Annotated in this window: 19 protein-coding genes, 1 tRNA gene and 1 pseudogene; 15 read left to right on the forward strand and 6 right to left on the reverse strand. The window is 70.5% G+C overall.

The genetic code is table 11. From position 1 onward, the window contains the following. The first annotated feature begins 7 nt into the window (after positions 1-7). On the forward strand, positions 8-1,390 hold the full coding sequence (locus IT293_02815) for an alkaline phosphatase family protein (GenBank protein MCC6763571.1): 1,383 nt from the start codon (positions 8-10) through the stop codon (positions 1,388-1,390). A 25-nt stretch (positions 1,391-1,415) separates the two neighbouring features. Here IT293_02815 and IT293_02820 read toward each other — a convergent pair whose 3' ends face one another. The 4 genes from IT293_02820 to IT293_02835 are packed head-to-tail and all read right to left on the reverse strand — an operon-like array spanning position 1,416 to position 5,018. Then, positions 1,416-1,907: a GAF domain-containing protein gene (locus IT293_02820; protein ID MCC6763572.1), complete on the reverse strand. Its 492-nt coding sequence runs from the start codon at positions 1,905-1,907 to the stop codon at positions 1,416-1,418. Between the two features lie 23 nt (positions 1,908-1,930). Further along, on the reverse strand, positions 1,931-2,644 hold the full coding sequence (locus IT293_02825; protein ID MCC6763573.1) for a UbiA family prenyltransferase: 714 nt from the start codon (positions 2,642-2,644) through the stop codon (positions 1,931-1,933). After that, complete coding sequence (eboE, locus tag IT293_02830) at positions 2,641-3,855, reverse strand: metabolite traffic protein EboE (protein ID MCC6763574.1); 1,215 nt, start codon at positions 3,853-3,855, stop codon at positions 2,641-2,643. The genes IT293_02825 and eboE overlap by 4 nt, the downstream gene beginning before the upstream one ends. Continuing rightward, entirely contained in the window at positions 3,852-5,018 is a 1,167-nt protein-coding gene (locus tag IT293_02835) for a 3-dehydroquinate synthase (protein MCC6763575.1), read from the reverse strand. The genes eboE and IT293_02835 overlap by 4 nt, the downstream gene beginning before the upstream one ends. 148 nt (positions 5,019-5,166) lie before the next feature. Here IT293_02835 and IT293_02840 point away from each other — a divergent pair, with 148 nt between their 5' ends. From IT293_02840 to IT293_02900, 13 genes and pseudogenes are all read left to right on the forward strand, one after another. Next, complete coding sequence (locus tag IT293_02840) at positions 5,167-6,564, forward strand: sigma 54-interacting transcriptional regulator (GenBank protein ID MCC6763576.1); 1,398 nt, start codon at positions 5,167-5,169, stop codon at positions 6,562-6,564. Positions 6,565-6,567: 3 nt separating this feature from the next. Then, positions 6,568-8,160, forward strand: coding sequence for a hypothetical protein (locus IT293_02845; GenBank protein MCC6763577.1), 1,593 nt, complete (start codon positions 6,568-6,570; stop codon positions 8,158-8,160). 52 nt (positions 8,161-8,212) lie between these two features. Continuing rightward, positions 8,213-10,861 (forward strand): DNA mismatch repair protein MutS, encoded by a 2,649-nt coding sequence (mutS, locus tag IT293_02850; GenBank protein MCC6763578.1) that lies wholly within the window; start codon positions 8,213-8,215, stop codon positions 10,859-10,861. Further along, positions 10,839-12,374, forward strand: a complete 1,536-nt coding sequence (locus IT293_02855; GenBank protein MCC6763579.1) for an N-acetylmuramoyl-L-alanine amidase — start codon at positions 10,839-10,841, stop codon at positions 12,372-12,374. The genes mutS and IT293_02855 overlap by 23 nt, the downstream gene beginning before the upstream one ends. A gap of 30 nt (positions 12,375-12,404) precedes the next feature. After that, positions 12,405-15,143 (forward strand): [protein-PII] uridylyltransferase, encoded by a 2,739-nt coding sequence (glnD, locus tag IT293_02860; GenBank protein MCC6763580.1) that lies wholly within the window; start codon positions 12,405-12,407, stop codon positions 15,141-15,143. Next, the gene (locus IT293_02865; protein ID MCC6763581.1) at positions 15,140-16,084 is read left to right on the forward strand and encodes a tyrosine recombinase XerD; all 945 of its coding nucleotides are present in this window, start codon (positions 15,140-15,142) and stop codon (positions 16,082-16,084) included. The genes glnD and IT293_02865 overlap by 4 nt, the downstream gene beginning before the upstream one ends. 42 nt (positions 16,085-16,126) lie before the next feature. Further along, a complete protein-coding gene (locus IT293_02870; GenBank protein MCC6763582.1) occupies positions 16,127-16,804 on the forward strand; it encodes a site-2 protease family protein in 678 nt (225 codons plus the stop codon). Beyond that, positions 16,801-17,799 (forward strand): tryptophan--tRNA ligase, encoded by a 999-nt coding sequence (gene trpS, locus IT293_02875; GenBank protein ID MCC6763583.1) that lies wholly within the window; start codon positions 16,801-16,803, stop codon positions 17,797-17,799. Before IT293_02870 ends, trpS begins: the two co-directional genes overlap by 4 nt. Then, positions 17,796-18,536 (forward strand): segregation/condensation protein A, encoded by a 741-nt coding sequence (locus tag IT293_02880; GenBank protein ID MCC6763584.1) that lies wholly within the window; start codon positions 17,796-17,798, stop codon positions 18,534-18,536. The genes trpS and IT293_02880 overlap by 4 nt, the downstream gene beginning before the upstream one ends. A gap of 11 nt (positions 18,537-18,547) precedes the next feature. Then, positions 18,548-19,192: pseudogene (gene scpB, locus IT293_02885) on the forward strand (SMC-Scp complex subunit ScpB). Positions 19,193-19,259: 67 nt separating this feature from the next. Continuing rightward, a complete protein-coding gene (locus IT293_02890) occupies positions 19,260-20,108 on the forward strand; it encodes an rRNA pseudouridine synthase (GenBank protein ID MCC6763585.1) in 849 nt (282 codons plus the stop codon). Between the two features lie 172 nt (positions 20,109-20,280). Then, complete coding sequence (locus tag IT293_02895; protein ID MCC6763586.1) at positions 20,281-20,583, forward strand: hypothetical protein; 303 nt, start codon at positions 20,281-20,283, stop codon at positions 20,581-20,583. Between the two features lie 139 nt (positions 20,584-20,722). Continuing rightward, positions 20,723-20,796 (forward strand) — tRNA-Met (locus IT293_02900). 226 nt (positions 20,797-21,022) lie between these two features. Here IT293_02900 and IT293_02905 read toward each other — a convergent pair. Then, the gene (locus tag IT293_02905; GenBank protein ID MCC6763587.1) at positions 21,023-22,285 is read right to left on the reverse strand and encodes a tryptophan 7-halogenase; all 1,263 of its coding nucleotides are present in this window, start codon (positions 22,283-22,285) and stop codon (positions 21,023-21,025) included. A 91-nt stretch (positions 22,286-22,376) separates the two neighbouring features. After that, positions 22,377-22,934, reverse strand: coding sequence for a DUF2889 domain-containing protein (locus IT293_02910; GenBank protein MCC6763588.1), 558 nt, complete (start codon positions 22,932-22,934; stop codon positions 22,377-22,379). Positions 22,935-23,108: 174 nt separating this feature from the next. On the opposite strand from IT293_02910, the gene ettA reads away from it, so the two are divergent. Further along, on the forward strand, positions 23,109-24,788 hold the full coding sequence (gene ettA, locus IT293_02915) for an energy-dependent translational throttle protein EttA (GenBank protein MCC6763589.1): 1,680 nt from the start codon (positions 23,109-23,111) through the stop codon (positions 24,786-24,788). Positions 24,789-24,798 lie beyond the last annotated feature (10 nt).

A 24,798-nucleotide genomic window follows, 5' to 3' on the forward strand; every position in this document is an offset into this window, starting at 1 on the left:
GGCGCGTATGCATCGTACCGTCGTTCTGAACGTCGTCGGCCTGACTCCGGCGCTCCTCGGCGACGACACGCCGAACCTCACCGCGTTCGCGGCCGCGGGCCGCATGCGGCCGCTCGCGACCGTGCTTCCGGCGGTCACGTGCACGGTGCAATCGAGCATGGTGACGGGTACGCCGCCGCGCGACCACGGAGCCGTCGCCAACGGCTGGTACTTCCGCGACCTCGCCGAGATCTGGTTCTGGCGGCAGTCGAACCATCTCGTCGCCGGCGAGAAGATCTGGGAGACGGCGGCGCGGCGCGACCCCGCCTTCACCTGCGCCAAGCTGTTCTGGTGGTACAACATGTACAGCAGCGCGACCTGGTCGGTGACGCCGCGGCCGCTCTATCCCGCCGACGGGCGCAAGCTTCCCGACGTCTACAGCACGCCGATCGAGCTGCGTGACGAGCTGCAGGCGAAGCTCGGTACGTTTCCGCTCTTCACGTTCTGGGGCCCGGGCACCGACATCGGGGCGAGCCGGTGGATCGCCGACTGCGCGCGCCACGTCTACGACACTCGCCGGCCGACCTTGACCCTCGCCTACCTGCCGCACCTCGACTACGTGCTGCAACGCCTCGGACCCGACGACCCGCGGGTCGCGAAGGACCTCCGCGAGATCGACGCGGTCTGCGGCGAGCTCATCGAGCATGTCCGCCGCGACGGCGCGCGCGTGATCGTGCTCTCCGAGTACGGCATCACCGAGGTGCGCGACGCGATCCACGTGAACCGCGCGCTCCGCGCCGCGGGGCTGCTGGCGATCAAGAACGAGCTCGGCCACGACATGCTCGACGCCGGCGCGTCGGAGGCCTTCGCGGTCGCGGATCACCAGCTCGCCCACGTCTACGTCCGGCGCTCGGAGCGCGTCTCCGAGGTTGAGCGCCTGCTGTCGGGCCTCGATGGCGTGGAGCGCGTGCTCGACGCCGACGGGAAGCGCGCCGCCGGCCTCGACCACCCGCGCTCCGGCGAGCTCGTCGCGGTCGCCGCGGCCGACCGCTGGTTCAGCTACTACTTCTGGCTCGACGACGCGCGCGCTCCCGACTACGCGCGCACCGTCGACATCCATCGCAAGCCCGGATACGACCCCGTCGAGCTCTTCCTCGATCCGTCCCTCTGGCTACCGCAGCTCAAGGTGGGCTGGACCCTCGCGAAGAAAGCGGCCGGCTTCCGCTATCTGCTCGACGTGATTCCGCTCGACACCACGCTCGTGCGGGGATCGCACGGGCGGCTGCCCGGCGATCCCGACGCCGGGCCGCTCGTCATGACGAGCGAGCCCGACCTCCTTCCCGAGCGCCCGGCCGCAACCGACGTGAAGGATCTCGTCCTCCGCCACGTCTTCGATCCCGGGGCGACGTAGAGCGGGCGGCGCGGCACCGGCGCGCCTACACTCCGGGTCGGTGCGCGTCGACGAAGGCCGCGCCGAGGACGCGGCCGAGCGCGGTCAGCCGGGCGGCCTCCTCGTCGGCGATCGCGCGCTCGCGCATCCAGCCGATGCCGAGGGTGCCGACGACGCGCGCGCCGTCGAGGATCGGAACGCAGAGCGATCCGCCGGCGCCGGTCGCCCTGGCGCCCGGGCGCGCGACGCCGCTCGTGTCCGTCTGCAGATTGCAGAGCGTCACCGGCCTCGCCGTCTGCGCCGCTTCACCCGCGATGCCCTTGCCGAGCGGAATCCGGCGGCTCGCCGCGAGCACGGGCGCGGGCAGGCCGGCGCTCGCGGCCACGAGGTGCAGGTGCTCGTCCGGGTCGAGGCGATGGATCGTACCGATCTCCGCACCGAAGTCTTCCTGAATCATCCGAAGGGCCGCGGCAAAGCGTGCGTCGTCGGAGCCGTCCGCGAGCGTGGCGCGGAGTCGTCGGTCGAGATCGTCGGGCATGGCTCTCGCTATCACGTCGACCGTCAGGTGCCAGAGACCCAGCGCTGCAGCGCGAGCGTCAGCCCGAACGCGACGACGCACGCCGCCGCCGCTCCGAGCTGACCCGTGCCCGCGATGGCGAGGCCGTCCACGAGCGCGATTCCCGCGATCAGCCGCGCGACGAGTCCCGGCCGCGCGCCGAGCGTCGCGTGACGCGCGACGGCGGTGAGGCCGACCAGATACGCGAACAGCACGACCGCCCAGCCGACGACCGCGACGCCGACGGTGCCCGTGAGCGTGGCCGCCGTCGTCACGTAGACGAGCACTCGACAGACTCCCATGAGCAGCGGCGCCAGCGGGTTGCCCTTGTGCCGGACGTCGTAAAGTACGATCCCGGCGGCGAGCGCCACGGCGGCGGCGACGCCCGGCAGCGCCGTGCCGAGAGCCGCCGTGCCCGTGACGGCGATGATCGCGAGCCCCGTCGCGAGGAGGCCGTATCCCGCGCCGAACACCTCGTGTGCCGGGACGAGCCCCGCCGGGATGGGCCGCTCCGGTCGCTCGCGCGCATCGCTCTCCCGGTCGAAGGCGTCGTTCAGGAACATGCCGCCGACGTAGAAGACCGAGCAGGCGAGAACGACCGCGCCGAGCGCCGGGCTCGCGAGCGACACCCCGGCGAGCGCCGCCGCGGCGAGGACGTTCGTCCAGACCGTCGGCAGGTTCGAGACCCGCCCGAGACGGAGCGCCACGGCGAGCGTCATGCTCCGAGCCGATCCATGGTCCAGCAGAGTTCGCGTGCGACCGCCGTCGCGACCGATACGTCGCGGAACCCCGGGGGCAGGACGTCCCAGGTGTAGGTCTCGATCTCGAGGTGTCCCGCGTAGCCGTCGGCGGCCAGGCGGCGGAGGAGCGCCGCGGCCCACGCCCGCGTACTGCGGAGCACTCCCAGGTTCTCGCGGAAGAGGGGCACGTGGAAATGGACCCGCCATTCGCGCGGGCCCGGATCGGCCGGCGGCGCGGCGAGCGCGTCGGGCAGGTCGAGAAATCGGCGGAGCTCGGCGCCGCGCCGCTCCACGACCTGGTGCAGGTAGATGTCGTCCGCGAACGCCGCCAGCGCGGTGCGCGTCGCTCCGTCCGCGTCGCCCCCGAGCGTCGCCGTCATCCCGGCGCTCACCTGCACCTTCACGAGATCGATCTCCGCCGCGCGCAGCCGATCGATCGCCGCCTCGGGATCGGCGAACTCGACCGCCATGTGGCAGGCGTCGAAGCAGAGACCGAGATGACGGCGCAGCAGGTCAGCGCTCGCCGCCGGCGTTCTCCCCGTGTGCGCGGCGAGGCGCGCGGCGGCCGCGGCCGTCCAGAGGTGCGCGTGAAAGAACCCGACGGCGTCCTCGACCGTCTCGAGGAGGCACCACGGCTCGGGCTCGAGCGCGAGCCGCACCCACCGTCCCGTCTCCGCCTCGAGCGCGACGAGCCGCGCGACGTGGCGCACGAGAGCGTCGGCGATCGCGGCGCGATCCGCCGCACCCGGTGCGCTCGGTCGAAAGGCTCCGGGAACCGTACTGACGCTGCCATAGCGGCCGTGATCCTCCGGCAGGAGCGCCGCGAGCAGCGTCGCCAGCCGATCCGAGTAGGCGACGCGCCGCTCGTCGCGCCAATCCGGCTCGTACACGCGCTCCTTCACGCGCGTGCCGTGAAACGCGCCGTAGGGAAAGCCGTTCACCGTGAAGACGTACATCCCCTCGGCGGCAAGCCAGTTCCGCAGCGCCGCGAGCTCCGCCGGCTCCGCGAGCGCGTCCGCGGCGGCCGCGGAGAGGCGAAGGCCGATGCCGAACGAGCGGTCGGCGGCGACTGCACGCTTCACCGAGGTCACGTGGCGCTCCAGGTTCGCGCGCACCTCCGGCCAGGTCTCGCCGGGATGGATGTTGGTGCAGTACGTGAGGTGCGGCTCGCCGGGGATGGCGAGCTTCACGAGGCGAGCGCTCCGTGTGCGAGCAGGTCCACGGCGCGGCCGATCAGGTCCTCGCGCATCTCGTGCACCTCGACGCCGCGCCCGATGTCCGTGAGCAGCGTGACCGTGAGCTCGCCGCCGAGGTGCTCGCGGAACTCCGCGAGCCCGTCGAGAATGCGAGGCCGCTCGCCCGCGCCGCACAGGCGGAGCGCCCGGTCGTACGTCGGAAGTCCGAGGGCGCGGAGCAGGCGTACGATGCGATCACGCGCGCTCGTCGCCAGCATGCCGATCTCGGCCGCGTAGCACGTGTCGAGCGCCATGCCGATCGCGACCGCCTCCCCGTGTCGCAGCCGATGAGCGGTCAGCATCTCGAGCTTGTGCGCCGCCCAGTGCCCGAAATCCAGCGGACGCGCGCTGCCGAGCTCGAAAGGATCGCCGGAGCCCGCGATGTGCGCCAGGTGGAGGCGGGCGCTCCGCTCGACGAGCGCCGCGACGCGATCCAGAACACCGCCGGCGAGGTCGTCGACGGCCGCTTCGAGCCACGCGAAGAACCCGGCGTCGCGGACGACCGCGACCTTCGCCGCCTCCGCCATGCCCGCGACGACGTCGCGCCGCTCGAGGGTGGCGAGCCACTCCCGGTCGTTCAGGACCGCGAAGGGCGGGGCGAACGTCCCGAGGAAGTTCTTGCTGCCGAAAGCATTGATCCCGTTCTTCACGTTGACGCCGGAGTCCGCCTGCGCGAGAACCGTGGTCGGAACGCGCACGACGCGGACCCCCCGGTGCGCGGTCGCCGCCGCGTACCCCGCCATGTCGAGCACCGCGCCGCCGCCGATCGCCACGACGACGCTCTGCCGGTCGATGCCGAGGGCATGCAGGCGCGCGTGCAGCCGACCGAGCTCCCCGTGCTCGTTCTTGACGCGCTCGCCGCCCGCGACGACGAGCGGCTCCGCCGCGAGGGTCAGCCGCTCGGCATGCGCGGCGACGTACGCCGCGACGCGCCCCACGATGCCGGGCCATGCCCGCGCCACGCCGTCGTCGATCACGGCCAATAGGCGATGGCGCCGCTCTGGCTCGCGCCGCGCGATCGCCTCCACGAGATCACCGTTCGCCGCCGCCAGCACGTCCCGCGTGAAATAGACGGGATAGTCGAAGGGCACGGTGATCCGCTGCCAGTGGAGGGACATTGCGTCGAGCATTGTTGCAATGGTCCCGAGGGCCAGCAAGGGCCGTTCCGAGCGCGCGTCTCACGGCGCGCGCGCCCGGATTCGATTTACTCTCCGAAGACGCCGCGCGTATAATGCCGGCGCCTTTTCGGCCCGGAGGACACGGTTGATGGAGCAGGCGCGTACGGTCGGCGAGCTGAGACGAGCGGGATACCAATCCCTCCCCGTGCGCGAAGAGATGCGCCGCAACCTGCTCGCGAAGCTCGCCGCCGGCGAGCCCATCCTCGCGGGCATCATCGGCTACGACGACTCCGTCGTCCCGGAGATCGAGAACGCGATTCTCGCCGGCCACCACATGGTGTTTCTCGGCGAACGCGGGCAGGGCAAGTCGCGGATCATGCGCGGGTTACTGGCGCTCCTCGACGCCGAGATCCCGGCCGTCGCCGGCTGCGAGATCAACGACGACCCGTTCGCGCCGCTCTGCGGCCCATGCCGGCAACGGGTCGCCGCCGAGGGCGAGGCGCTGCCCATCGTGTGGCTGCCGCGCGATCGGCGCTACAGCGAAAAGCTCGCGACCCCCGACGTCTCCATGGCGGACCTGATCGGGGAAATCGACCCGATCAAGGTCGCGGAAGGACGTTACCTGGCCGACGAGGAAACCATCCACTACGGACTCGTGCCGCGGACCCATCGCGGTATCTTCGCCATCAACGAGCTCCCCGACCTCACCGAGAAGGTGCAGGTCGGCCTCTTCAACGTGATGGAGGAGAAAGACGTCCAGATCAAAGGTTACAAGATCCGCCTGCCGCTCGACGTGGTGATCATCGCGAGCGCGAACCCCGAGGACTACACGAGCCGCGGCCGGATCATCACGCCGTTGAAGGACCGCTTCGACGCCCAGATCCGCACCCACTACCCGACGCGGATCGAGGACGAGATCGCCATCATGGACCAAGAGGTTCCGGCGCGGCCGCGAGCAGGCCGCGAAGTGCGGGTGCCGGGGTTCATCAAGGAGCTCCTCGCGCAGATCACGCTGGAGGCGCGCGACTCGAACGAGATCAACCAGGCGTCGGGCGTGAGCGTCCGCGTCACCATCAACAACTACGAGAGCGTCATCGCGAACGCCGAGAAGCGCGCCGTCCGGTGCGGCGAACGCGAGATCGTGCCGCGGCTCACCGACCTGCACGCCGTGCTCTCCTCGACCGCCGGCAAGATCGAGCTCGAGTACGCGGGCGAGGAGAAGAAGGCGAGCGACCTGATCGACCGGCTCACCAACCGCGCGGTGCTCAAGGTATTCGATCGGGCCATGTCGGTCGAAGGGCTGAAGCGGGTCGTCGAGTACTTCGAGGGCGGGGGAGGGGTCGAGGTGTCCGACCGCATGCCCGCCGCCGACTATCTCGAAGGCATCCGCGGCATCCCGGGTCTCCGCGAGGCGATCACCGCGCTCGGGCCCTTCGAAAGCCCGGCGCTCATGGCGGCGGCGAGCGAACTCGTTCTCGAAGGGCTCCATGTGCACCGCAAGCTCAACAAGGAGCGGGCCGGCGGGCGAGCGGTCTACAAAAGCTGACCCATGCGGACCGTCCGCTACACGCGCTGGGACGGACGCCAGCGAATCCGCCTCGACCCCGACGAGATCTTCGCCAAGCTCGGCGAGTACCTCTCCTACACCGACGACATCCGCCAGGCCCTCGATTGGCTCCTCCGCCAGGGTGCCGACCTCTCCGGCATGCGCGTGCTCGGGCTCGACGAGCTCCTCGAGCAGGTGCGCAAGCAGATCCGCGAGCGCCACCGCGACCACGACATCGACCATGCGCTCGACGAGATGCGCCGCAAGCTCGACGAGCTGCTCGACCTCGAGCGCGACACCCTCGCCGAGCGCCGTCCGGACCGCCCGGAGCTCGCCGCCAAGGAGGCATTCCTCGCGGACCTGCCCCCCGGGCTCTCCGCCGCCATCACGAAGCTCATCGACTATGCCTTCGAGGACGAGCAGGCCGCCGGGGAGTTCCAGAACCTCCTCGAGGAGCTCGACAACATCCGCCGCCTCGAGGACTTCCAGCGCAAGCACGGCGAGGCGTTCCAGGGTGCGGACTCGCTCGACTACGAACGCGCCCTCGAGATGCTGCGCGAGCTCGAGCGCCTGCGGGAGATCGAGCAGAGCCTGATGAACGCCGACCTCCCGAGCGTCGACCTCGACGGCCTGCGGGGGCTCCTCGGCGCCGAGGCCGCGCAGGACTTCGAGAACCTCCGCCAGATGATGGCGATGCTGCAGGACTCCGGGTATCTGATGAACCGCGAGGGCCAGATGGCGCTCTCGCCGAAGGGCGTCCGCAAGATCGGCCAGCTGGCGCTCCGCGACATCTACCAGGGGCTGCTGCGCGACCGGCCCGGCTCCCATCCGAACGAGACGCGCGGCGCCGCCGCGCTTCGCCCCGAGGTGAGCAAGCCCTACCAGCACGGCGACCCCCTGAACCTCGATCTCGTCGGCACGCTCAAGCAGGCCCTCGCGCGCGGGCCGGGCGCGCCGCTCCGCCTCGCGCCGAACGACTTCCGGGTCTACGACGCCGACGACGCGACCAGCACCTCCACGGTGCTGCTCCTGGACATGAGCTGGTCGATGAGCTGGGAAGGCCGCTTCGCCGCCGCCAAGAAGGTGGCCCTCGCGATGGAGAGCCTCATCCGTTCGCGCTACCCACGCGACTACTTCGCGATCGTCGGCTTCTTCACCCGCGCCGTCGAGCTGAAGCTCAAGGATCTCCCCGAGGCGAGCTGGAACATGGGGGACCCGTTCACCAACCTCCAGGACGGCCTGCGGCTCGGCGCCGAGCTCCTGGCGCGCCACCGCAGCACGAATCAGCACTTCATCGTCATCACGGACGGCCAACCGACGGCGTACTTCCAGAAAGGCCGGCTCTTCTGCGAGTGGCCGCTCAGCTTCGGCGGCATCAGCATGCGCGCCGCCCAGGAAACCCTGAAGGAAGTCGAGCGGGTGACGCGGCTCGGCATCACGATCAACACCTTCATGCTCGACGACAGCCCGAGCCTGCGGGCGTTCGTCGAGCGCATGACCCGCATCAACCGGGGGCGCGCTCTCTACACGCGCCCGGATCGCCTCGGCGAGTACCTCCTCGTCGACTACCTCAGCCACAAGCGCAAGAAGGTCTGAGAGGGGAGTCGGCGTGGCGGTCGTGGAAGGAACGGGCGTGAAGCTCACGCCGATGCTGGCGCAGTACCTGCGGTTGAAGGAGCAGCACCGGGACGCCGTATTGATGTTCCGGCTCGGCGACTTCTACGAGATGTTCTTCGAGGACGCGGAGCGCGCCTCGGCCATCCTCGACATCACCCTCACCGCGCGCAACAAGCACGACCCGAACCCGATCCCCCTCTGCGGCGTGCCCTTCCATGCGGTCGACGGTTACATCCAGAAGCTCCTCGCCGCCGGGCTGAAGGTGGCGATCTGCGAGCAGGTCGAGGACCCGCGTGGCGCCAAGGGTCTCGTCGACCGCGACGTCGTGCGCGTCATCACGCCGGGCACGGTGCTCGAGGAGGAGAGCCTCGACCCGCGGAGCGCGAGCTTCCTCGCCGTCGTCGCGCGGGCCGGCGACGGCCTCGGGCTCGCGGCCTGCGACCTTTCGACGGGCGAGGTGCGCGTCATGGAGTTCTCGCCGGCCGCGGGACGCGAACGCGGCGCGACGACCGACGCACCGACGCGCGTCGCCGCCGACGACGCGCTCGACGCGGCGGCCGAGGAGCTCGCGCGGCTCGGCGCCAAGGAGCTCGTCGTCGCCCCCGAGCTGCAAGCGGTGCTGCCTCGGCTGACCGCCCAGGCGCCCGGCGTATTCCAGAGCCTCGTCCCGACGGAATGGTTCGATGCCGAGGAGGGGGGTGCCTGGGTCGCGGCGAGCGCGGAGGGCGCCAGCGCCGTCGGCGCGGGCGGTCGGGCGGCGCTCGGGGGATTGCGCGCGTACCTCCGCGCCACATACCGCGGCAAGCTCGACCACCTCCGCGCGCCGGAGCTCGTGCGGCCGCACGACACCCTCATCCTCGACCAGACGACGCGCAGCAATTTGAACCTCGTGGACGGCGGCGGAGGCGAACGGCGCGGATCGCTCCTGCACGTTCTCGACCGCACGCGCACCCCGATGGGGAGCCGCATGCTGCGGCGCTGGATGCTCGCGCCGCTGACGAGCCCGGCCGCGATCGCGCGCCGGCTCGACGCCGTCGAGATCCTGGTCCAGAGCGTCGACGTTCGCGAGGACGTCCGCACCGGGCTCGCCGGCATGGGCGATCTCGAGCGCCTCGTCGCACGTGTCGGCACCGGGAGCGCGTCGCCACGCGACCTGACGCGGCTCGTCGCGGCGCTCGCGCGCGTCGGAGCGCTTCGCGACAACCTCGGCGGCCGCGACGATCTGCTCGGCGAGGTCGCCGCGACCCTCGACCCGCTGCCCGACCTGCAAACGCGCATCGGCGCGATGCTCGCGGACGAGCCGCCGGCAACCGCCAGGAGCGGCGCCATCATCCGCGACGGCGCGCGTCCCGAGGTCGACGAACTGCGCAGCCTCACCCGTGACGGCAAGGGCTGGGTCGCCGCGCTCGAGGCGCGCGAGCGCAAGCGCACGGGCATCGCCTCCCTGAAGGTCCGCTACAACCGCGTCTCCGGCTACGGAATCGAGGTGACGAAGCCGAACCTCGCGCTCGTCCCGGCCGAGTACGTCCGCAAGCAGACCCTCGCCGGGGCGGAGCGCTTCGTGACCGCCGAGCTCAAGGAGCAGGAGCAGAAGCTCCTCGGCGCCGAGGCGCGCCTGGTGCAGCTCGAAGCGGCCCTCTTCGCCGAGCTCGTCGCCGAGGCGGCGACGCACCAGCGCGCGCTCGCCGAGAACGCCCGGGCGGTCGCCGTGCTCGACACCCTCGCCGCGCTCGCCGACGTCGCCCACGACCGGGGCTACGTCCGACCGGTCCTCGACCGTGGCGACGCCGTCGTCATCCGGGACGGCCGCCACCCCGTAATCGAGACGACGCTCGGGGGCGCCGCGTTCGTCCCGAACGACTGCACGCTCGACGCCAGCCAGCAGGTCCTGCTGATCACGGGACCCAACATGGCCGGCAAGTCGACCTACCTCCGCCAGGTGGCGCTGGTCTGCTGCCTCGCGCAGATGGGGAGCTTCGTCCCGGCGTCCGAGGCCAGGATCGGCGTCCTCGACCGCATCTTCACGCGCGTCGGCGCCTCCGACAACCTCGCCGCGGGCGACTCGACCTTCATGGTGGAAATGCGCGAGACCGCGAACATCCTCCGCGAGCTCGGGCCCCGGAGCCTGGTCATCCTCGACGAGATCGGACGCGGCACCAGCACCTACGACGGGATCGCCATCGCCTGGGCCGTCGCTGAACACCTCCACGATCGCGAACCGGCGGCGAAGACGCTCTTCGCGACCCACTACTACGAGCTGACGGCCCTGGCCCGGCAACTCCCCAGGGTCCGCAACTACTCGGTGGCGGTCCGGGAGTGGAACGATCAGGTGATTTTCCTGCGTCGCATCGTTGCGGGCCCGGCCAACCGGAGCTATGGCGTAGAGGTGGCGCGGCTGGCGGGTCTGCCGGTCGAGGTGGTGGAGAGGGCGCGGAGTCTCTTGGCGACGCTCGAACGCGGCGAGCTGCTTTCCGAGGGTGGGCGCACTGCCGCCGCGGGGCATCCTGTCCCCGGCACGCAGCTCGGACTGTTCGCCCCGCGGCCGTCGGCCGTCGAGGCGCGCTTGCGCGCGATCGACGTGACGCGCATGACACCCCTGGAGGCGATGAACGAGCTACATCAGTTGGTGGACGCGGTGCGGGGCGGTGGAGACGACCATGGCACGGACGGACGAGACTGACGATCGGCGCGGGCGCCGCTGCGGCCTGCTGCTGGCCGTCGCCACCCTGAGCCTGCTCGCCTGGACGGTGGAGGCCGCCGCGGTGGCCGTCCGGCCGGGACGGGTCGAGCGCGTCCGGTACGAAGCGCGCGACGGCTCGACCCGCGTCATCATCATGCTGTCACGCCCCGTACCGTTCGAAGTGCGCGTCCTCGGTGGCGAGACCGCCCGCAAGACCGAGCGCCGCATCGTGCTCGACTTCTCGAACGCCGTCCTCGCACCCGGGGCCGCGGCCCCGATCGGCGTCGAGAACGGGTTCCTCCAGCAGGTCCGTACGGGGCAGTTCACCGCCCGTACGGCGCGCGTGGTGCTCGATCTCGCCAGCATCACCAAGCACTCCGTCGAGGCCTTCGAGGATCCGCCGCGGGTCGTGATCGATATCGTCGGGAAGCCCGCGCCGGCGGCCCCGGTCGTCGCCGCTCCGAACACGGCGCCGTCCCGCACCGAGGGCGCGCTCGCGACCACGCGCGGCGAGCCGCCGGCTGAGCGGACGACGCCATCCGCGGATCGCGCCGCGCCGCCGCGCGAGGTCGCCACGGCGCCGCCGTCCCCGCCCGAGAGAGCGTCCGTCGAACCGCCACGCGCGTCCGGGCATGCCGGCGAACCGGCGAAGCCCCTCGACAAGAGCGACAAGGGCACGCCGGCGGCTCTCGACCGGGTCACGATCGGTGACACGGCCGAGCGGCGGAGCGAGCCAGCGCCGGTTCCCGCCGCGTCCCCGAAGCGGCCCGAGACCGCCGGTAAAGCCGGGAGCACCGACCCGTTGCCGGGACGTCCGGCGAACCGCCCCTGGCGCATCGTCCTCGATCCCGGGCACGGCGGCGCGGATCCCGGCGCGCAAGGCGTGGGCGGCATCGTGGAAAAGGACATCGTCCTCGCGATCGCGCAGCGCCTGAAGCGGCGGCTCGAGGAGTCCTCCAACGCCAAGGTGCTCCTCACGCGCGAAACCGACGCCACCCGCACCCTCGCCGAGCGGACGGCGTTCGCGAACGCCAACAGCGCCGATCTCTTCATCTCGATCCACGCCAACGCCGATCGGAGCGGCGAGCTGCAGGGCATCGAGACCTACACGCTCAACAACTCGAACGACCGCGCCACCATCCGGCTCGCCAAGATGGAGAACGGCCCGGCGGTCCGGGTCGGACGCGGCGACCTCTCGTTCATCCTGAGCGACATGGTGCAGTCCGGGAAGGAAGAGGAGTCGAACGCCCTCGCGGAGCGCCTGCACTCGCGCGTGCTCGCCCGCTTGCGCTCGCGCTACACCGACGTCCACAACCTCGGCGTGAAGAAAGGACCGTTCTACGTGCTGGTCGGCGCGTACATGCCGTGCGTTCTCGTGGAGACGTCGTTCCTCTCCCACCCGGTCGAGGGCAAGCGCCTCGGTACGACGGCCTACCAGCACGACATCGCCGAAGGGCTCTTCCTCGGCATCACCGACTTCCTGGGCGACGCGCGCCTCGCCAAGACGCTCTAGGAGCCTGTCCGAGACGTCGCCGCCCACACGATGGCCTCGGTCCAACCCTTCGCGTACGAGCTGCCCGTGCTCCCGCCGGTGCAGGCCGCCGGCGCCGAGCTCGGAGCGGTCGCGCGGACCTACGTCGCCGAGCTGCGGACGCGACTCTACGAACAACATCGCGCGGGGGCCGGCGGCAGCGCGATCGTCGAGGCCTACACCGGAGGCATCGACCGCTTGATCGCGTTCCTCTTCGACTCCGCGACCGCCGAGTACACCGAGCGCTACGTGCTGCTCGACCACCGCTGCACGGTGGCGGCGCAAGGAGGCTACGGGCGCTTCGAGCTGAACCCGTCCTCCGACATCGATCTCCTCGTCCTCTTCCCGTGGCGGGTGAACGCCTACGTCGAGACGGTCGCCGAGCGCATCCTCTACTCACTCTGGGACGCGGGGCTCATGGTCGGGCACGCGAGCCGCACGGTCGCCGACTGCACGCGGCTCGCCCAGAAGGATCTCAAGGTCAAGACGGCGCTGCTCGACGCTCGTTTCCTCTGCGGCGATCCTCCCCTCTATGCCGAGTTCGAAGCGGCGATGGAGTCGGAGGTCCTCAAGAAGAACGCGGCGCGCTTCTACCGCGAGAAGCTCGCCGAGAGCGCGGAGCGCCACCGCAGGCACGGCGACTCGGTCTATCTGCTCGAGCCCGAGCTCAAAGAGGGCGCGGGCGGCCTGCGCGACATCCACACGGCGATGTGGCTCGCGAAGGTCAAGTACAAGGTCCGGGACATGCGCGAGCTGGTCGTGAAGGGCGTGATCAGCGAGCGCGAGCGCGGCGAGATCGAGGCGTCGCAGGATTTTCTCTTCCGCGTCCGCAACTCGCTGCACTTCCTGACCGGCTCGCACCAAGACCATCTCACCTTCGAGCTCCAGGATCGTGCCGCGTCCGATCTCGGCTTCGGCAGCGACGGCACCAACCGGCCCGTCGAGCGCCTCATGAAGTCGTACTTCACGCACGCGACCGCGATCCGCCGCTTCTCCGACGCCATCATCGAGCGCTGCACCGAGCGGCCGACCCCTTACCGCCTGATCGGCCGCGTGATCGGCCGCGAGATCCGCGAGGGCGTGTGGATCATCAACCGCACCCTGTCCGTGGACGGTGCCGCGGTGATCCGTCAGGACCCGACGACGCTCGTCACGATCTTTCGCGACGCGCAGCGCCACGGCGTCAAGATCACCCAGGGCACGCAACGTCTCATCAGGGAGCACCTGCACCTGATCGGCGAGGAGCAGCGGGTCGACCCCGCGTTCATCCGTCCGTTCCTCGACATCCTCGCCTGGAACCAGCACGTCTGGGAGACCCTGCAGGAGATGCACCGGGTCGGGGTCGTCTGTCAGCTCTTCTCCGAGTTCGCCCGCATCGACTGCCTCGTGCAGCGCGACCCGAACCACATCTACACCGTCGACGAGCACTCCCTGCGCGGCATCGGCGAGCTCGAGCGCCTGCGGCGCGGCGAGCACAAGAAGACGGCGCCGCTCCTCACCGAGGTGATGCGCGACATCGACCGCCACGAGGTGCTCTTCCTGGCGCTGCTCTTCCACGACATCGGCAAGGGCCACGGCGAAGGGCACTCGGGCCGGGGCGCCGACATGGTGCGCGACATCGCGGCGCGGCTTCCCCTCAATCAGGACGAGGTGGCGCAGTGGGAGTTCCTCGTGCGCCAGCACCTCCTGATGTCGCACCTCGCCCAGCACCGCGACACGCAGGATCCCCGGCTGCTCGCCGAGTTCGCCGCCGTGTGCGGCAGCGTCGAGAACCTCAAGATGCTCTACGTCATGACCTTCGCCGACATGCGCGCGGTCGGTCCCAAGGTCTGGAACAACTGGCGCGACATGCTGCTCGGCGAGCTCTACATGCGGACCTTGACGCGCTTCGAGCAGGGTCAGGTCGAGGACGAGGACGAGCACGGCCGCGCCGAGCGCATCCGGCAACGCCTGCTCGGGCTCGTCGAGCCGGATCGCCGCGCGGGCTTCCAGTCCTTCCTCGCCGGCATGCCCGAGCGCTATCTCACGACGACGCCCGAGAGCCAGGTGCCGGCGCATTTCGAGCTCATGAGCCACCTGCGCGAGGAGTGGACCATCCGACCGGCAGCCGAGCATCCGCACCTCTTCGTGAGCACCGTGCGCCACGTGCCGGAGTCCGAGTACAGCGAGCTCACGATCTGCACGCCGGACCGGCCCGGCTTGTTCTCGATGATCGCCGGCGTGCTGACCGCGCAGGGCATGAACATCGTCGGCGCCCGCATCACGACCACGCGCGGAGGCGTCGCGATCGACAGCTTCCGGATCGGGCACCAGGAGCACCTCGAGCGCGTCCTCGAGCCGGAGCGCTGGGAGCGCGTGCAACAGATGCTCGCGCGGGTGCTGCGCGGCCAGATCGACATCGCGGCGCTCGTCGCGGCGTCGAGCCGCCCGTCGATCCTCGAGAAGGCGACGCGCGCGAACACGACGCCGCCCGAGATCATCGTCGACAACGACATCGCCGAGGACTACACGGTGCTCGATGTGGTGACGGGCGACCGCGTCGGCGTGCTCTTCGCGATCACGCACGCCCTCCATCGCCTCGGCCTCGTGATCCACCTGGCGAAGATCACGACCCAGGCGCACCAGGTGCTCGACGTCTTCTACGTGACCGACGGCGACGGACGGAAGATCGTCGATCCCGACCGCCTGCGCAGCGTCTGTGACACCATCGCCGTCGAGCTGCGGGCGCTGAACGGCGTGGCCCACCCATGACGACGGCCGCCGGCGCCGCCGCGACGGCCACGTCGCTCGATCGGTGGATCGACCGCTACCTCGCCTACGTCGCCGCGGAACGCGGGCTGGCGGCCAATACCGTTGCCGCGTACGCCCGCGATCTCGCCCAGCTCATGCGCTGGCTCGGCGGGTGCGCCCGCGAACCGGCCGAACTCACCCCCGCGCTCCTGCAGCGATTCCTCGCCGCCGAGCGCGCGCGCGGCCTGGCGCCGCGGAGCGCGAGCCGCCTGGCGGCGACGCTCCGCGGCTTCTGCCGCTATCTCGTGCTCGAGCGCGTCTTGCCGGCCTCACCGGCCGCCGATCTCACGATGCGGCGCCTGCCGGATGCGCTGCCGCTCGCGCCCGGCCGCGCCGACGTGCAGGTGCTGCTGGACGCGCCTCCCGCGGATACGCCGCGCGGCCGGCGCGATCGCGCGCTCCTCGAGCTGCTCTACAGTGCGGGGCTGCGCGTCTCGGAAGTGATCGGGCTGCGCCAGGCGAGCCTCGACCTCGACGCCAACTGCGTCCGCGTCGTGGGGAAGGGGAGCCGCGAGCGCGTCGTCCCGCTCGGCAGCCACGCGCGCGCGCGGCTCGACGAGTACTTCGCACTCGCCCGCCCGGCGCTCGCCGGCACGCACCGCCCGCGGCCCGAGGTCTTCCTGTCGGCACGAGGTTCCCCACTCTCGCGCCAGGCGGTCTGGAAGCTCCTCAAGGGCTACCTCCGCGAGGCGTGCCTCGACGCCCGCGCGTCGCCCCATAGCCTCCGCCATGCGTTCGCGACCCATCTCCTCGACGGCGGCGCGGATCTGCGCGCCGTTCAGGCCATGCTCGGCCATGCCGACGTCGCGACGACCCAGATCTATACCCACGTCGCGCCACGCCGCCTGCGCGAGATCCATCGCCGCTTCCATCCCCGCGACTCGGGACGAACGCGCCCGTGACGCGTCGTTGCGCCTGCGGATGGCTCTTGTTAGGTACGCCAGGTGGAGCGTCCTGACCAGCTCATCGACATCGTCCGTCAGGTGGCGCTGTGGTCGCTGCCGATCCTCGCGGCCGTAATCTTCCACGAAGTCGCGCACGGCGCCGTGGCGCTGCGCCTCGGAGACGACACCGCGCTTCGCGTGGGACGCCTGACCTTGAACCCGCTGCCCCACATCGATCCCATCGGGACGCTCCTCATGCCGAGCCTCCTGATGCTCGCCGGACTGCCGGTGTTCGGCTACGCACGGCCCGTGCCGGTCGACTACGGACGGCTCCACAACCCCCGACGGGACATGATGGCGGTGGCCCTCGCGGGTCCGGGGACCAACCTGGCGCTCGCGCTCGTGAGCGCCGGCCTGTTCCACATCCTCAAGGGGCAGCTTGCGGGCCTCACCAGCGAGACCGCCTCGTCCTTCCATCTCGGGGTCGTCCTGCCGCTCGCGCAGATGGCGCAGGCGAGCGTCGTCATCAACGTCAGTCTCGCCATCTTCAATCTTCTACCTCTGCCGCCGCTCGACGGCGGCCGCGTCCTGACCGGGCTCCTGCCGTACGCGCAGGCCCGCGTCGTCGCGGCGATCGAGCCGTTCGGCTTCCTGATCCTGGCCGCGCTGATCATGACCGGCTGGCTGCGATTCCTGGTGAGCGCCCCGATCTCCTACGTGACGAGGATGCTCCTCTGACCACCACCGCTCGCATCGTGAGCGGCATGCGCCCGACGGGCCGGCTGCACCTCGGACACCTGCTCGGGACGCTGCGCACCTGGCGCGCGCTCCAGGCGACGCACGAATGCTTCTTCTTCGTCGCCGACTGGCACGCGCTCACCACGGACTATGATCGCACCGAGGGGCTGGCGGCGAACGTCGTCGAGATGGTCACCGACTGGCTCGCGAGCGGCATCGACCCGGCGCGCGTGACGATCTTCGTGCAGTCGTCGATTCCCGAGCACGCCGAGCTGCACCTCCTGTTGTCGATGATCACGCCGCTCGGGTGGCTGGAACGGGTCCCCACCTACAAGGAAACGCAACAGCAGCTCGTCGACCGCGACCTCTCGACCTACGGGTTCCTCGGCTACCCGGTTCTGCAAGCGGCCGACATCCTCATGTACCGCGCCACCCAAGTGCCGGTGGGCGCCGATCAGGTGCCGCACGTCGAACTGACGCGTGAGATCGCCCGCCGCTTCAACCACGTCTTCGGCGAAGTCTTCCCCGAGCCCCAGGCTCTGCTCGCGGCGGCGCCGCGCATCCCGGGGCTCGACGGCCGCAAGATGAGCAAGAGCTACAACAACGCCGTGTTCCTCTCGGATGACGCGGCGCAGGTGAAGGCCAAGCTCTCGCGCATGATGACCGATCCGCGGCGGGCGCGCCGCCACGACCCCGGTGACCCGAACGACTGCCCGGCCTACACGCTGCATCGGATCTACTGCACCCCCGAGGAGCTCGACTACACGGCCCACGGCTGCCGCACCGCCGAGATCGGGTGCCTCGAATGCAAGCTGATCATGATCGCCCGGGCGGAGGCCGAGCTCGGTCCGATCCGCGAGCGCCGCGCCGCCCTGGCGACCCGCCCCGACGACGTCCGCGACGTCATCGCGCAGGGCACCCGCCGCGCCCGGGCGGTCGCGGAGGAGACCATGGCCACGGTACGCACGCTCGTCGGTCTCGGAGGAACGCCATGAGCTATCGCGTCAAGCTCGAGGTCTTCGAGGGTCCGCTCGATCTCCTGCTCCATCTGATCAAGAAGGAGGAGGTCGACATCTACGACATCCCGGTCGCTCGCATCACCGACGAATACCTCCAGTACCTGAGTCTGCTCGACAGCATGAACCTGGACGTCGCCGGCGAATACCTGGTGATGGCGGCGACGCTGACGCACATCAAGTCACGCATGCTGCTGCCGCCGTCGGAGGACGAGACCGAGGAGCCGGAGGAGGATCCGCGCGCCGATCTCGTGCACCAGCTGGTCGAGTACCAGCGCTTCCGCGAAGCGGCCGTCGCGCTCGGCGAGCGCCCGGTCTTGGCCCGCGACGTATTCCGGCGCGACCCTGCGGTCCCGGACCGCGACCAGGGCGAAGGCGTGCGCCTGCGCGACGTGACCGTCGCGGACCTGCTCGAAGCTTTTCGCGAGGTCATGGAGCGCGCGCTCCGCGAGAGCTTCCACGAGATCGTCCACGAGGACATCTCGGTCGACGAATGCGTGCAGATCATCGTGCGCCGGATGGAGATCGACGGGCCGCTCCGCTTCCGAGACCTCTTCGTCGGCCTGCCGTCGCGCCGACGCCTGGTGGCGACCTTCCTCGCGCTCCTGGAGCTCGTGAAGCGCCAGGCGATCCACGCGCGCCAGGAAGAGGACGGCGCCGAGATCTTGTTGTTTCCGAAAGCCGGAGACGTTCCGCATCTCGACGACGTACCGTGAAGGAGAAGCCGATGCGCGAGGGGGCAGGGGACGAAATGAAAGCCGACGAGGCCGACGCGAGCACGACGGTGGAGCACGCCGCGTCGGCGGGCCCCGCCGGTGAGGGCGACGCGGACGTCGAGCCGCTCGCGGACGACGCGCCCGCCGAGGTCGATGAGCGGCTGGTCGGCATCCTCGAAAGCGTGCTCTTCGCCTGCGGGGAGCCGATCACCCTCGGTCGCCTGATGGAGGTGATCGCGGGCCCGACACGCGGCGAGATCCGCGCGGCGCTGGCGACGCTGGCGGCGCGCAGCGAAGAGGACCGGCGTGGGATCCGGCTCGTCGAGATCGCGGGCGGGTACCAGTTCCGCACCGCGCCGGAGCATTCGGAATGGGTGCGCCGGCTCTTCCAACAACGGCCCTGGCGTCTCACCCGCGCGACGCTCGAGACCCTCGCGATCGTCGCCTACAAGCAGCCCATCACGCGGGCCGAGATCGAGGCGATCCGCGGCGTCGACGTCGACAGTGTGATCGCCTCGCTCCTGACACGGAAACTCGTCAAGATCGTCGGACGCAAGGACGTCATCGGCCGTCCGCTCCTCTACGGAACCACGCGACAGTTCCTCGAGGTCTTCGGTCTCCGCGACCTCGGCGCGTTGCCGTGTCTCTCCGAGGTGGCGGGTGCGATGCCCGAGAGCGTGGCGGCGGGAGCCGCCGCCGGTGACGAAAACACGTGGAGCGGCGATGACCGACAGGACGAAGGGCCGACGCCTGCAGAAGCTGCTGGCGGACTCGGGGATGTGCTCGCGGAGAGCGGCGGAGACGCTGATCCAGAGCGGGCGGGTGACCGTGAACGGCACGACGGTCACGGCCCTGGGGACGCGGGCACTTCCGACTGATCAGATCCGCGTCGACGGACGGACACTCCCGAGCCGTCGCGACCCGATCCACCTCGTGCTCCACAAGCCGGCGGGGGTCGTCACGACCACGCGCGACCCCGAGGGCAGGCCGACGGTCGTCCAGATGCTGCCGGGTCGGATCGGCCGACTCTTTCCGGTCGGGCGCCTCGACGTGCAGTCCACCGGGCTCGTGCTGCTCACCAACGACGGGGATCTCGCGGCGGTCCTGACGCACCCGCGGTATCACGTGCCGCGGACCTACCGGGTGAAGGTGAGCGGAACGCCCGACGAACGATCCCTCGCCCGGCTGCGTCGCGGCATCCGCTTGTCGGACGGCCCGACCGAACCGGTCGAGGTGGTCGTCGAGGAGCGCCGTCCGACGAAGACATGGCTCCGCGTCACCGTCCACGAGGGACGTAATCATCTCGTACGCCGGCTCTGCGAGGCGATCGGACACAAAGCGGAGAAGCTGCAGCGCGTCGCACTCGGCCCGCTCGAGCTCGGCAAGCTCTCGATCGGCGACTTCCGACCGCTCACGTCGCGCGAGCTCACGAGCCTCTACCGCGTGGCGCGCGCGGCCGCGCGCGGCGAGGCGCCCGCCGCGGGCCCGGAAGGCCGCGGCCGCACGCCGCGCCGACGTCCGCGTTCTGCCGCGCTGCGGCAGTCAGTTTCCCGGCGCTCCGTCCAAGACTGAACGCCCGTCGCACGCGCCGAGCACTCCGCGCCGAGCGGCCATCGACGCTCCGCACCCGGACGCCGTGGCATGGATGCTGCAATTCCCGATTCGCCAGAGGAGTGTGACGCAAATCGCATTGCAAACGGATCCCTGATCGCATTACTACACGTGCGGGGTCGGGAGGTGAGCGATGGCTGGAGGCGACGTACGAGGTCAGGTGTCGGCGGCGGCGCCGACGCGCGGCGGTTGGCTCTACGTATCGGGGGCGTTGACCCCGTACGATCTGGAGAACCTCTGCGACCAGATCGCGACGCTCGGCCGCGGCGAGAGCGGAGACGTCCACGTCGACGTCGAGCTCGGCGGCATGGGGAAGGACAGCCCCGAGCTCCGTACGCTCGCACGCCGGATGCACCGACTCCGTCGTCAGGGCGTCGTCGTTCGCGTCCACGCCGCGCGTGGACGGAGCGCCGGCGCCGGATCACTCGGCAACTGAACGCGTTCGACGATGCGTGAGCATCTGATCGCGCCGGCGCTGTCCCAACCCGGGACGGCCCTACCGCGTCGCATGCGTTGACACTCTCCCGACGAGGCTATAGACCCTTCGTCTCCGCGATGCCGAACGGCATCCGTGACGCGGGGTGGAGCAGTCCGGTAGCTCGTCGGGCTCATAACCCGAAGGTCGGAGGTTCAAATCCTCCCCCCGCAACTACCTCTAGGCGACCGGTCTCCTCTACGAGGAGGCCGGTACCGCTTTCAACCCCGTTGATCTCTGCTCGGCGTTCGTCCCCCGTGCCGCTGCCACGCCGGTTACCATCGCGACCATCGAGGACCCGCCTCGTCCACGAGCGGGATCTCGAACACGCGATCGGCGTCCGCGGGCGCGCACCCGCTCGCCGCAAGGAGCCCCGCCCACAGGCCGAGCGTGCGCGCGCTCAGCCGGCGGCCTCTTCGCGGGCGATGATATTCAGGACCTGACGGAGCTTGCGCTCGGGCTCCCTGACGAACGGGTTCGCCTGGTCCCAGACGTAGCCCGCGAGCACCGAGGTGATCTGCCGGCGAATGGCTGGCGAGGGGTTCGGCGCGAACAGGACGCGCGGGAACTCCCCCGAGTACCACCCCTCGACGAAGGTGCGGAAGGCGTCGATCCCCACGCCCATGTACGCCTCGTAGTCGCGGGCCCAATCCGGGCTCTCGCCGGCGAGGGCACGATCGACGAGCTTCGCGGCCCGGTTCGCGCTCTCGAGGGCCAGGGTGACGCCCGACGAGAACACCGGGTCGAGGAACTCGGTCGCGTTGCCGACGAGCACGTAGCCCGGGCCCGACATGCGCGTGACGGACGCCGAGAAGCTCTCCAGGATGCGCGGCGCCCACAGGAGCTTCGCGTCGCGCAGGCGGTCGCGCGCGTTCGGCTCCTCAGCGAGCGCCGCGCGGAGCACGGCCTCGTCGTCCCCTGCGTACCGTTCGAAGAACGCGAGATCGGCGACGACCCCCACCGACGTGACGCCGTCGGAGAATGGGATGATCCAGATCCACGCGCCGCCGGGGTGCATGCAAATCCAGATGCGGTTCTCGTCGGGCCCGGATGGACGCCGGTCGCCGGTGACGTGCGAGAACAGGGCCTTGCGGGGCGGCAGCGACGACGGCGTATCGAGGCCGAGCAGTCGCGGCAGGACGCGCCCGTAGCCGCTCGCGTCGATCACCCAGCGGGCCGTGAGCCGGTGCTCGCCGGCAGCGCCGCTCATCGTCAAGGTGTGGGGCGGGCCGACGTCGAGCGCGGTCACCTTCTGCTCGTAGAAGATCGGCACGCCCTGCCGGTAGGCCGCGTTCGCGAGCGTGAGGTCGAAGTCGGCGCGCGGCACCTGCCAGGTCCAGCTCCAGCCCTTGGTGAACTGATCGGCGAAGTCGAAGTCGCTCCGCTCGGCGCCGCGGAGGAACAGCGCGCCGCCCTTGACGAGGTACGCGCGCTCCTTGACGGCGTCGAGCATGCCGGCCTCGTCGAGGTGGTCCATGCAGTGCGCGAGCAGGCTCTCGCCGATCACGAACCGCGGGAAGCGCTGCGCCTCGAAGACCGCGACCGCGTGCCCCTTCTTTCTGAGCAGCGCCGCCGCGCTCGAGCCGGCCGGACCCCCGCCGATGACGGCGACGTCGACGGACGAGGGGAGGGCGTTCGCGGGGGATTCGAGCCGATCCTGCATGGGGGGCGATTCATACCGCGGCGAAGGGACCCTGCGCCAGCGTGCTGGACTCGCCCGCCGACGCGCACGTCCCGCGCCGCGTTTCCGGGCCCTATTCGATGGTCCGACGCGGCATCGTCTGCGTACGCAGCCGGAGCGGGGCGGCGCGCTCCGCGACCAGCTCCTCGCTCGTGTCCGCGTAGGAGAAGCAGGTGTTCCGCATGCCGGGCACCGCGCCCAGCACGGCCGCGCGGCGGCGCGGGGGATCGTCCGGCGCGTTGCGCACCTCCGCCGGAAGCGAACCGAAGAAGCGCACGAAGTGCAGCTGGTAGGCGGCCTGGCCCACCTCGACGAGGAGCTCCGAGACGCGGTGACAGCCGCCGACGCCGCCCACCGCGGCGCGCGCCGCCTGAGTGAACCCGCGCGCGACGCGCATGCCGACCAGCCCCTGCATGTTGGGATGGGTCAGGTTACAGACCGCGGTGAAGGGCCCGTTGCGGACCTCGGAGCGGGCCGCGACGATCTCGAGCGTCGGATGCACGATCTCGACCTCGACGTGCACGTCGTGGATCTCGTCTTGCAGGGTGGCCTCGACGAGAAACCGGTCGCCCTCGATCGGATAGATGCTGACCTGCTTCGTGCGGTGAAAGACGGCTTCGACCTCGCGCATCGGAGGAAGATACCGGCGACCCGCCGCCGAGACAACGCGCGATGCCGTCCGCACGGACGAGCGAGGGCTTGACGCCGCTCATGGCGGCGCTCGTGGTGAGGCGCGACCCGCCACGGACGCGAGACCGGCCCCTGATTTGAAGCCGCCCCCGGGCTCGTATAGCAACGGCGGACGATGGCCCCTCAATACATCTTCACCATGAAGGACCTCCGGAAGGTCTACCCGCCCGATCGCGAGGTCTTGAAGGGCATCTGGTTGTCGTTCTTCCCGGGCGCCAAGATCGGCGTGCTCGGCTCGAACGGAGCGGGCAAGAGCACGCTCCTGCGCATCATGGCGGGCGTCGAGAAGGAGTTTCTCGGCGAAGCCTGGCCCGCGGAAGGCACGCGGGTCGGCTACCTCTCGCAGGAGCCCCAGCTCGACCCGCAGAAGGACGTCCTCGGCAACGTGACCGACGGCGTCGCCGAGACACGGGCGCTCCTCGACCGCTTCGAAGCCGTCAGCACGAAGCTCGGCGAGGTCAGCGACGCCGACGAGATGGAGACGCTGATCGACGAGCAGGCCAAGCTCCAGGACGCCATCGATGCCTGCAACGCCTGGGAGCTCGACCGTACGATCGAGATGGCCATGGACGCGCTGCGCGTGCCGATGGGGGACGCGCCGATCGCGACCTTGTCCGGCGGCGAGCGGCGCCGGGTCGCCCTCTGCCGGCTCCTCCTGCAAGCACCCGACCTCCTCCTGCTCGACGAGCCGACCAACCACCTCGACGCCGAGTCGGTCGCGTGGCTCGAGCGCCACTTGCAGGAGTACCGCGGCACGGTGGTCGCGATCACCCACGACCGCTACTTTCTCGACAACGTCGCCGGCTGGATCCTCGAGCTCGACCGCGGTGCCGGCATCCCGTGGGAAGGCAACTACAGCTCCTGGCTCGAGCAGAAACAGGCTCGCCTCGCCGTCGAGGAGAAGCAGGAGTCGGCGCGGCGCCGGACTCTCGCGCGCGAGCTCGAGTGGGTCCGGATGGCCCCGCGCGCGCGTCAGGCCAAGAGCAAGGCGCGCGTCAACGCCTATGAGGCGCTCCTCGCGGAAGAGAGCGAGCAGCGACGCGCATCGGCCGAGATCAACATCCCGACCGGCCCCCGGCTCGGGAACCTCGTCGTCGAAGCGAACGGCCTCCGCAAGGCCTACGGGGACCGGCTCCTGATCGACGACCTCTCGTTCAATCTCCCGCCGGGCGGCATCGTCGGCGTCATCGGCCCGAATGGGGCGGGCAAGACGACGCTCTTCCGGATGATCGTCGGCGACGAGCAGCCGGACACCGGGACGCTGCGGATCGGCGATACCGTCCAGCTCGCCTACGTCGACCAGTCACGCGACGCCCTCGATCCAAAGCACACCGTCTGGGAGGAGATCAGCGACGGCCAGGACGTGCTCAAGATCGGCCGCCGCGAGGTTCCGTCACGGGCGTACGTGACGTCCTTCAATTTCCGCGGCAGTGACCAGCAGAAGCGGGTCGGCGACCTCTCGGGCGGTGAGCGCAACCGCGTCCACCTCGCCAAGCTCCTGAAGCGCGGCGGCAACGTGCTGCTGCTCGACGAGCCCACCAACGACCTCGACGTCGACACCCTGCGAGCACTGGAGGACGCGCTCCTCGAGTTCGCCGGGTGCGCGGTGGTCATCAGCCACGACCGCTGGTTCCTCGACCGCATCGCGACCCACATCCTCGCCTTCGAGGGCGACAGTCAGGTGATCTGGTTCGAAGGGAACTACGCCGACTACGAAGCGGATCGGCGCCGGCGGCTCGGCGCTGACGCGACGCAGCCACACCGCATCCGCTATCGCCCGCTGACGAGGGGCTGAGCCGTCGGGA

Source organism: Deltaproteobacteria bacterium, assembly GCA_020848745.1.
GTDB lineage: Bacteria > Desulfobacterota > Binatia > UTPRO1 > UTPRO1 > UTPRO1.

Excerpts from the sequence above, each read along its gene's own strand:
- IT293_02815 (MCC6763571.1), top strand. The coding sequence starts at position 8 with ATGCATCGTACCGTCGTTCTGAACGTCGTCGGCCTGACTCCGGCGCTC.
- IT293_02820 (MCC6763572.1), bottom strand. The coding sequence starts at position 1,907 with ATGCCCGACGATCTCGACCGACGACTCCGCGCCACGCTCGCGGACGGC.
- IT293_02825 (MCC6763573.1), bottom strand. The coding sequence starts at position 2,644 with ATGACGCTCGCCGTGGCGCTCCGTCTCGGGCGGGTCTCGAACCTGCCG.
- IT293_02835 (MCC6763575.1), bottom strand. The coding sequence starts at position 5,018 with ATGTCCCTCCACTGGCAGCGGATCACCGTGCCCTTCGACTATCCCGTC.
- IT293_02840 (MCC6763576.1), top strand. The coding sequence starts at position 5,167 with ATGGAGCAGGCGCGTACGGTCGGCGAGCTGAGACGAGCGGGATACCAA.
- IT293_02845 (MCC6763577.1), top strand. The coding sequence starts at position 6,568 with ATGCGGACCGTCCGCTACACGCGCTGGGACGGACGCCAGCGAATCCGC.
- mutS (MCC6763578.1), top strand. The coding sequence starts at position 8,213 with ATGCTGGCGCAGTACCTGCGGTTGAAGGAGCAGCACCGGGACGCCGTA.
- IT293_02855 (MCC6763579.1), top strand. The coding sequence starts at position 10,839 with ATGGCACGGACGGACGAGACTGACGATCGGCGCGGGCGCCGCTGCGGC.
- glnD (MCC6763580.1), top strand. The coding sequence starts at position 12,405 with ATGGCCTCGGTCCAACCCTTCGCGTACGAGCTGCCCGTGCTCCCGCCG.
- IT293_02865 (MCC6763581.1), top strand. The coding sequence starts at position 15,140 with ATGACGACGGCCGCCGGCGCCGCCGCGACGGCCACGTCGCTCGATCGG.
- IT293_02880 (MCC6763584.1), top strand. The coding sequence starts at position 17,796 with ATGAGCTATCGCGTCAAGCTCGAGGTCTTCGAGGGTCCGCTCGATCTC.
- IT293_02890 (MCC6763585.1), top strand. The coding sequence starts at position 19,260 with ATGACCGACAGGACGAAGGGCCGACGCCTGCAGAAGCTGCTGGCGGAC.
- IT293_02895 (MCC6763586.1), top strand. The coding sequence starts at position 20,281 with ATGGCTGGAGGCGACGTACGAGGTCAGGTGTCGGCGGCGGCGCCGACG.
- IT293_02905 (MCC6763587.1), bottom strand. The coding sequence starts at position 22,285 with ATGCAGGATCGGCTCGAATCCCCCGCGAACGCCCTCCCCTCGTCCGTC.
- IT293_02910 (MCC6763588.1), bottom strand. The coding sequence starts at position 22,934 with ATGCGCGAGGTCGAAGCCGTCTTTCACCGCACGAAGCAGGTCAGCATC.
- ettA (MCC6763589.1), top strand. The coding sequence starts at position 23,109 with ATGGCCCCTCAATACATCTTCACCATGAAGGACCTCCGGAAGGTCTAC.